The organism is Nostoc sp. UHCC 0252 (assembly GCF_034931145.1).
GTDB lineage: Bacteria > Cyanobacteriota > Cyanobacteriia > Cyanobacteriales > Nostocaceae > Nostoc.
In genome coordinates, this window is record NZ_JAYGHE010000152.1 from 2,530 (window position 1) to 4,739 (window position 2,210).

Below are 2,210 nucleotides of genomic sequence, written 5' to 3' on the forward strand. Positions count from 1 at the left end.
CCCAATGTGGAGCTTACATTCTACTTCTGCGCTGACTATGATTTGGGTTTCCTCGATCGTGAATTACCAGGAGTGAAATTAGAAAGCGTTGATGCCTGCTCTCTATGCACCGAAGCGGGTAGCCGAGATCAGCAGACGGGACACGCCATCGTCAAAGCGTTTACCCAGCTTTGGCAGTCACACCAGAAAATTGGACAAAAGGCTATAGCCAAAATCATAGACACTACCCAAGGATGGGTGAGCCGATTTACCCAACGCTGGGGGGGCTGGCAGCACTTTAAAAAATTATTACTCTTGCTATTAGATAGTCTTAATAGCGGTAGTAATAAAAATTTGGCTGACTTAGACGATGATGAAAAGTGGCTAGCCCGTACATACTTCCCGATGTTGATTGCTGAATCGGAGTCATCACCAGATCACCTGTTAGAGGGGGTGGCGGAAGTTGCCGAAGTTCTTGGTAATAGGGCGATGCGGCGAGTTTTGAATTTCTGCACGCCCCAAGTTAGGGCTGACTTGCTGATGATTGTACTGAGTTGTCTGCCCACCGAAGTTTACTCAATTTCAGTTTCTCCACTCTCTGCATCACTCGCAGAACCTGCGCTATCACCTTGAACAGTCATAAGAACTGATTCTAGACGATAACCAGCTTCCCGAATGTAATAAGAAGCTGCACCCACGTCTTCAAACACGCTGTCAAATTGGGGATGAGTTGACGGGAAAATTTTTCTCAGGCGTGAGCTGATTCCTGAAAGTTCTTGCTGAATTGCGATTAGTTCTTGAGTATCATCCATATCTACCACAAAGACAACTGCACGGTTAAAGACCAGCAATAACAAAAACTGTTATTATAATAGCGATTCTGGTTAATTGTGAGGCATAAATGAATATTTCCCTGACTCCTGAGCTAGAAGCGTTCGTGCAGAAACAGGTTGAGTCTGGTTTGTACCATTCTCAAAGTGAAGTGATTCGGGAAGGATTACGTCTGTTGAAACGCTTTAACGACCATTCCGAGGAATATAAACTTTGGCTCAACGAACAGATTGCGATCGGTCTAGACCAACTTGACAATGCTCAAAGTCTTCCCGCCTCTGGCGCACGGGAGCGCATTCGTAAATCGGCGCAAAAGTTTATGAAACCCCCTGTGTGATGAACCCAAAACCTTATGTTCTCTCTGAGCAAGCAGAAGAAGACTTGGCTTTGATTTACGCTTATATTGCGCGAGATAATACAGATGCTGCCGAACGGATGCTTGATAAACTTCTTTCGGCCTGTGAGTTGCTGACAGATAACCCCAGAATAGGACAGTATCGTTCTGACCTGACACCGTTACCCGTTCGTTTTTGGTTGGTGCATCCCCGCTATTTCCTGATCTATCGAGGAGAAAACCCTGTTGAAATCGTGCGTGTACTCGCTGCAAACATGGATATTGCGCGAGAACTTGCTGGCGAATGAGCAACCTATCAGGTTGCTATCTGTAGTTAATCACACATAGTCAACGCCAAAACAGGAGCTAATTCAGTCGTAGCAGAAGTTACCCAAACTGTAACCGCCTCCCTTGCTGATATTTGTCAGGAATGCGTGAGCTGATTTACCAAGCGTGGGGGGGCTGACAGGATTTTTAAAAAATATTACTCCTGCTATTAGATAGTCTTTATAGCGGTAGTAATAAAAATTGACTGAATTAACCGACGATGCTATTTTTCAATTTTTCCTTTCCTTAAAGTATCCCTATCTCTAGGTATTGTGCCTTCAAGTCCCAAAAAGGAGCCACAAGAAATCAACTCTGACTCATTCTTTGGTATCCACACAGATAACCTCATTTTATTGCTAGGAGTTAGTTCCTCATGGGTCATCGCTTCTGTAAAAGTTAAGTCTTGAAAGTCAATTCTGTCGTAGGCTGTATGAATTAGCGGGAAAAAATTTACCTCGATTGCTCCTAACTCCAAGACAGATTTTCTGGTTTTAGATTCGTTGTACTTGATGAATATTTCATCATCTTCTTCACCCCAGTACAAATTTTTGACCACTACATAATCAACCTGATTACCACAAACTTCTATTAACCGTTTTAGTTGAATGATGCTATCTTTTCCACGACCTAGTACCGATACCATAGTGATGTGATAGCCGAGGCTTGCCGCTTCGATATCTTGAACAAAATCCTTAAAATAATCTCCCACTCCAGACGGCAGATCCATTAAAGCTACAAC

Annotated in this window: 3 protein-coding genes and 2 pseudogenes; 3 read left to right on the top strand and 2 right to left on the bottom strand. The window is 43.5% G+C overall.

Annotated features, from left to right (window positions below; translation table 11 throughout):
* Positions 1-612 (top strand): annotated as a pseudogene (locus VB732_RS35355) (DNA primase); the annotation flags it as partial.
* On the opposite strand, the gene VB732_RS35360 reads toward VB732_RS35355, so the two are convergent.
* Positions 552-836, bottom strand: coding sequence for a hypothetical protein (locus VB732_RS35360; protein WP_323235464.1), 285 nt, complete (start codon positions 834-836; stop codon positions 552-554). The pseudogene VB732_RS35355 and the gene VB732_RS35360 sit on opposite strands and share 61 nt — an antisense overlap.
* A gap of 44 nt (positions 837-880) precedes the next feature.
* Here VB732_RS35360 and VB732_RS35365 point away from each other — a divergent pair, with 44 nt between their 5' ends.
* Both VB732_RS35365 and VB732_RS35370 read left to right on the top strand, forming a co-directional pair.
* Complete coding sequence (locus VB732_RS35365; RefSeq protein ID WP_323235465.1) at positions 881-1,147, top strand: type II toxin-antitoxin system ParD family antitoxin; 267 nt, start codon at positions 881-883, stop codon at positions 1,145-1,147.
* Entirely contained in the window at positions 1,147-1,452 is a 306-nt protein-coding gene (locus VB732_RS35370) for a type II toxin-antitoxin system RelE/ParE family toxin (RefSeq protein WP_323235466.1), read from the top strand. Before VB732_RS35365 ends, VB732_RS35370 begins: the two co-directional genes overlap by 1 nt.
* A gap of 242 nt (positions 1,453-1,694) precedes the next feature.
* Here VB732_RS35370 and VB732_RS35375 read toward each other — a convergent pair.
* Positions 1,695-2,210 (bottom strand): annotated as a pseudogene (locus tag VB732_RS35375) (hypothetical protein); the annotation flags it as partial.